This is a genomic window from Tateyamaria sp. syn59 (assembly GCF_007995245.1).
Classification (GTDB): domain Bacteria; phylum Pseudomonadota; class Alphaproteobacteria; order Rhodobacterales; family Rhodobacteraceae; genus Tateyamaria.
The window spans coordinates 1-5,715 of sequence record NZ_VCBA01000034.1; the positions used below are offsets into that span (position 1 = coordinate 1).

Below are 5,715 nucleotides of genomic sequence, written 5' to 3' on the forward strand. Positions count from 1 at the left end.
GGCATCGTCGGGCCGAATGCTGCGGTAGCGCACGCTCGATCGATCCACCGCCAGTGCCTGGCACGCCCGGCGCTGGCTCACCCCGCGCGATGCACAGGCATGGGCCACCGCTTCCCGCCTGACGCCGGGCGTTACCATTTTTTTGCCGCGACATCCCGCAGGATGGCGTTGTCGAGCATCTGCTCGGCCAGCAGTTTCTTGAGCTTGGCGTTCTCGTCTTCGAGGGCCCGCAGACGGCGCGCGTCCGACACCTCCAGCCCGCCGAAGCGCGCCTTGTATTTGTAGAAGGTGGCCTGGCTGACGCCGTGCTTGCGGCACACCTCGGCAGTCGATAGCCCGGCCTCCTGCTCCTTCAGCATTCCAATGATCTGTTCTTCCGTGAAACGCGATCGCTTCATGTCCGTCTCCTGAGTTGGACGGACTCTACTCCAAACTGGAGGAGGAACAGGGTCTCAGGTCAGTCGCGCTCATAGCGCTGACCTACCGCTGTGCCTACTCTCAACAATGCTTGAGCTCTCAACCTCGGGATCCTGCGGATAGCAGGTCACACCCAGTAAACAAACTCCAGAAACTGATCGAGCTTTGACGAGGCACTACAACACCATGTAGCCTTACAGCCACCTTGGATACTGCCGGCGGGCTTCGGAATGTATCGCACCTGACGACAGGACGCCGACCATGCACTAAAATACTACAAGAACATGTAGTTAGGGCATCTCGCCGCGATCTAATCCCAATCGACAAGGTCGGTAATCATGTTCCGACTCTCGCGTGCCTCTGGAACCAGCGACATCACGTTGTAATCGTGCCGGTCGAGAACACAGCTGTCTTGGATTACTGAGGCGGAGCATTCTTCTTCGGAATTTACATAGGCCGCAGCACTGATGACCCCCAGAAACAACAATCGCTCGCCCCGTAAACTTGCTCCAGGCAGGAGAGCAAACACTGGCGCGCCAGAGCTGCCTTTTAACGTGTCGACGGAAACGCAGGAGTAATCACCTGATTCGCCGTAGCCTGACTTAATCATGTAGTCGCGTGCTATCGCACATCCGTTCTGGCCAAGAAACCGTCCCCCCGGTACATCGAGGAGGACGGGAATATGCATCAAGCCGGTGCTATATAGCCTACGCCCTGAACCGATCCATTCTATCGAGCTACTATGGTCGAAAAGGGGCTCTCGAAGAGCCATACCCGAAGGTAAATGGCTCTCGAATGGGGCGTCAAGCCGCAGCTCCACCATGTCGCCGCCCAGAAGTCGAACTTCAAGACATCCTCTGAAAAGGTCAGGCGCCAAAATATAGCTCAGATTGATCGTTACAGCAGGAACGATACGTAGATCTTTCAAACACCCACTCGGCCCGTCAGGCTCAGGCAAGCTTAACCGTTCTTGAAACGCGTCGAGGCAGTGTGCCGCTGTTACCAAAGAGCTGCCGCCGGGAAGCAATAGACCAGTGCATTGCCCTACCCCGATTCCGCCGCCACAAGGCGAGCCAAACTGCACTTCCAGCGCGCCGCTCGTGTCAGGGTTCCCATTATTGTCCAGTGCGACGGCGAGTCCGATACCAATAGCACTGATGTAAACAGTATTAAGCCGGACCCAATCGATCTCCGGTTGAATACTGCCGGCGTCGACACCGCGTGGCCAGTAGCAGCTCGAATCCTCGTCTTCATTGTTCCATCGCAAATTTCTAACAGGGGTGAAGGCGGGGATGAAAGGTGGCGGACGTGACCCACGAGTATCGTCTATGCTCGGCGTATGGTTCGGGCCGCCAATAATGTAGAAATCCGGGTTGAGTTCGGGGATTTCCCCAATTCGCCGCCATGCCGAACCAGGATTGCCCGCGATATTAGGAATGAGTTGCGTTATTGGTTGGCGTGCAATGCCACCTTGTGGTCGTGAAAAGCTTCCGGAAGCATAACCCAGAAGCGGGGGCAGCGTTTCGTCATCGGTCAGCGCGTCACCGAACTCTTGCCGTAAGGATTCGAGTATTGAACTGTCAATGCTGGACAGGTCTCTCAGTGGCTGTGGGGAAGCGAAGCTATCGATGCCCGTCGCTTGAGGCGTCCAGATCGAAAAGCCCTCGCGGCGAAGGCCGTCAAGTTGCCAAGCGCGCGAGACAGGCAGTCCGCTTTCAGGTTGAAGTTTAAGACCCTGAAGTACTCCCTGGTCGAATGCCCTGGGAAGTTGTTCGCTGCGATCGAATTGGGTCTGCGCGTTCGCGGTACAGGGCAGGAACAAGACCACGAATGCGGTGAACAATGAAGCCTTTCTCATTGCGCCAACGTGGCGAGCGCCGCCTCTATAAATGCGGTTTGCCTAATCATGTTTACGGCAAGACTCTGGTTCCCTGCCAGAATACAGCGTTCGGTATCTGAGAGAGCAGCCCAATTTGGTGGCAATGGCATGGGCGGGCGGTAGGCGTGGATCACCCCCAGTAGGCGAACATTTACTAAATCCTCCGTAGTTCGCATCGCGTATAGAGGCCCGCCGCTGTCGCCCCCACAGACGCCCGACGAGAAACTACCGTCCTTGAGGCGAACCGGGCGCGATGCCGGTATTAGTGTGCTGCCCAAGTCAGCGGGATTGACAGGAATGCTTATATAGTTGAGCTCTGTTGTTCTCGTACTAACCTCGGTCATTCCCCAGCCTACCCAAGCAGTGAATGGATAGGCAGCAAGTTGCTCCGGTCTCAGCACTGGCACGACCCTGCGAGTGCTACCCGGAACAGGATTACCGATTCGGATCGCGATCAAGTCGCGGTCTTTGCGCGGCTGCTTAACTATCTCACCAACGACGTTCCGTACGTACTCCATCGGGTCCGCAGGCCAGTAGTAGTCACCGCCTGTCAGGCTCTCGCGGCCATGGATCCGCGGCAGATCACCAACAGATCGCATTCCCCAACGAAAATGCGGTCTCAACCGGCCCTCTTTATCCAATGCACAATGCAACGCCGTCAGAATTACGTCAGGTGCGATAAGCGTACCGGAGCAAGCACGGCGCTCAGACCAGATGTTCTGCCATACCCTTCGCGCGCTAAAATGCACCTTAACTGTTCCAGGAAATCCGTCGTCAGGGACTGTCATGCCGAACGAAATTGTACCGCCGGGAGAATAACTGGGAGCCCTTGATTTGATATCCTCAGTGGTCGAGGTTCCGTCAGAATGAAAATCGTTCGCCTCTTCCGCGCTTAGGGGGGGCAGTAAGGCAAAGAGCAAGGTTGCTACGACAGCTAAGCTAACGCTGACGCTAACAAATCTGCAATATAGTGCGCAAATTCCCTTGATCATGGTTCTCATAGACCTCAAAGTTGAGCACTGTTGGCTGGCGAGGTATTGTTGTGGCTGTTCAAGAATATACCTAACAACTGTGTCTTGTAACGGTAGCGAGCGGTTATAGCCTTACTGAAGGTGGCAGGACGTTCCTCTTAAGCTTTTTATATCACGATTCCTGTAAAGGCTTACGATTGCCGCTACAGCGTTGGTGGTTAAATCGGTATTATGCGGCTCTCAATGTGAATGCCTCATCTCCACTCGAAGCTGTAGATGCGATCAGAATGGGGGTATTGCCGCAATCATCTCAATGCGATGGACGTGCGGTCGGCGATGAGTGGCTGATAGTGAGCTAAGAGGTTGATGTAAAACTTTCAATACACTTGGTTAATGCAGTATGGTAATCAGGCGACCAAGTATTGTCATAATCTTTCCGGCAGAGGTAAGATGGCCTTCGATTGTACGGATGCTCTTTACAAAAGAATTTATTTCATGTGTGGCGTCAATTAATGCGCGTTCTGCTTTGGTTTGCTCAAGTCTGGAAGCCGCAAATTCGCGCTCGGCCTTAAAGATCTCATCGTTAAGCGCATGAATGCCGGGGCGAGCACTTCTGATCTTGGAAATCTTATCTCTGTCCGGGGTTGATTTCCTTGCTTCGAGTTTAATCGCTTTGGTGTTTGCGCGAAGCATGTCATTCACACGATTGTACATTTGTTGAAAATGACCTGTTGTGGACGCGGATTCTTTGGCCATGGTTTTCACCTCTCAAGGTCGGGAGTAATCTAATATTGGAGGGGGCGTCTCAGATCGAATCAGAGACTGCCACGAGCACTTTAAGGTACTCTGATACCTCCTTCGCACTGGCACCATCACGGAATTGGCGTGCAAGTGCCGAGTGGGCTTCTTCGATTAATCCTACCCTATAGAGCAGCGTTTCCTTGTAATATTCCATAAAAGCGGTGTGTTCGGTTTCCAGCGTGGCCAGGGCATCGCGATAATCTGCGACATCCGAAACTTCTGTGAGCTCGGAGCGTTCCTCTGCCGCTCGCAGGCGCTGACGCCGGGAAACAAACCCGGGCTCGAGGCCCAGTTCAATCAGGCTTAGCTGTATGGTTCTAACCAAGTCAGCAACCGTATCTTCGTTTTGCAGTACTGCCCCGCGCATTTTTGTATAGCGCAGCCCTGAAATTGCTGCGGTGACGACTGTTTCGGTATCTTTTCTTTTCTCACGGCGCTGTTCAGCAAATGCCAAAAGTGCGTCAGACTCAGTAGCAGTTCCTAAGTTGTCCAGCCCGTCGATAAAGGAATCAATCGCGGTAACCAATTCGCCTTCAAGGCTCGGATCCGTTAGGAGGTCCAGTGAAGCGATGTAGGCTTCCAGTATTTTCATCCGCCGGTCGAGCGCCGAAGCCGGGCCAAGGGTGGGCGTGCGGTTACCAGTCGGAATTTTCTCAATTCGGCAAGCGCTCGTCGCTACGCTCGCATCTGCATTCAGAACTGCCGCGCACCCTTCTGATAGTAGCCACGTGTCCCCATTTTGCGCAGCTGCTGTGATCTCGGCCTGGCGTTCAGCTTCGAGCGCAGGAGCGATTCGGGGTGCCAGTGCCTCGCGAGTCCTGGTTGCAACGTCGCTGAGGCTATCGAAGTCGGTTCTCACCCTATCGGTGGTACAAGCCGTCGCCGTTGTAAGGCTAAGGACTGATAAAATATTACGAATCAACATAAAAATGCACTCCGCCATACATTTATTGCATGGAGGCGGGCTCGCCCTCGGGTAGATTACGCGGTTCTCCGTTGATTTCAAGATTTTTTAGCTGAAGGGATGCTGGCCTCTCGACGGCGCGACTAAGGTCTCGATGCCCTGAGAAAATCGGAGATCTATCGAGCAATTTTCTGGCTGCATAGCGTTCGGAACATTTTAGAAAGCGGAGCGCGAAGCAGCGAAAGACACGTGGCGAATCGAAAATACAAAGTGCGCTGTTGTTACTGTGGCGGTTGAGGCAGTGTACCTCGGCAGTAATGGGCCCTACCTCTTTATTGGCCTGGTCAATGTCGTAGGTAGGCCTGTTCCGAGTGATGGTTTCGGTAGACAGTTAGGGTTAGAGTTGTGCCGCCGTTCGCACAGCGATTTTATAAGTCGTATGTCTATCTGGTGTTGGCAACCTTAAGCCTGCTGGGTAAAGTAAGTTAGGAGTTTGCAATGCATTCTGGCAGTAGTTTCAGCATTGCGTGGGTTAACGTCATCACTCAACGGGCCGATGTCCAATGCAACGTACTCTTTGATCACGACGGGGAGTAATGCAGATTGTCAGTTGTGGGCGCAAGATCTTGGTATTGCATTTTTAGCAAAGCCATGGCGTTGGTTTAGTTCGCCAAAGTCCAAATCCTGCTCCCGCAACCAAACACCCCTAAAACCCAATGCCATTCGCTCGTCAGGCTCGTAAC

Annotated in this window: 4 protein-coding genes and 1 pseudogene; all 5 read right to left on the reverse strand. The window is 53.7% G+C overall.

The annotated features are described in order from the left end of the window. Positions 1-398: pseudogene (locus FD715_RS22010) on the reverse strand (transposase); the annotation flags it as partial. 329 nt (positions 399-727) lie between these two features. Next, positions 728-2,275, reverse strand: coding sequence for a hypothetical protein (locus tag FD715_RS22015; protein WP_223275048.1), 1,548 nt, complete (start codon positions 2,273-2,275; stop codon positions 728-730). Continuing rightward, positions 2,272-3,297, reverse strand: a complete 1,026-nt coding sequence (locus tag FD715_RS23115; RefSeq protein ID WP_147115327.1) for a trypsin-like serine protease — start codon at positions 3,295-3,297, stop codon at positions 2,272-2,274. The genes FD715_RS22015 and FD715_RS23115 overlap by 4 nt, the downstream gene beginning before the upstream one ends. A gap of 360 nt (positions 3,298-3,657) precedes the next feature. Beyond that, entirely contained in the window at positions 3,658-4,023 is a 366-nt protein-coding gene (locus FD715_RS22025) for a hypothetical protein (RefSeq protein ID WP_147115330.1), read from the reverse strand. Positions 4,024-4,072: 49 nt separating this feature from the next. Next, on the reverse strand, positions 4,073-4,993 hold the full coding sequence (locus FD715_RS22030; protein ID WP_147115332.1) for a hypothetical protein: 921 nt from the start codon (positions 4,991-4,993) through the stop codon (positions 4,073-4,075). Positions 4,994-5,715 lie beyond the last annotated feature (722 nt).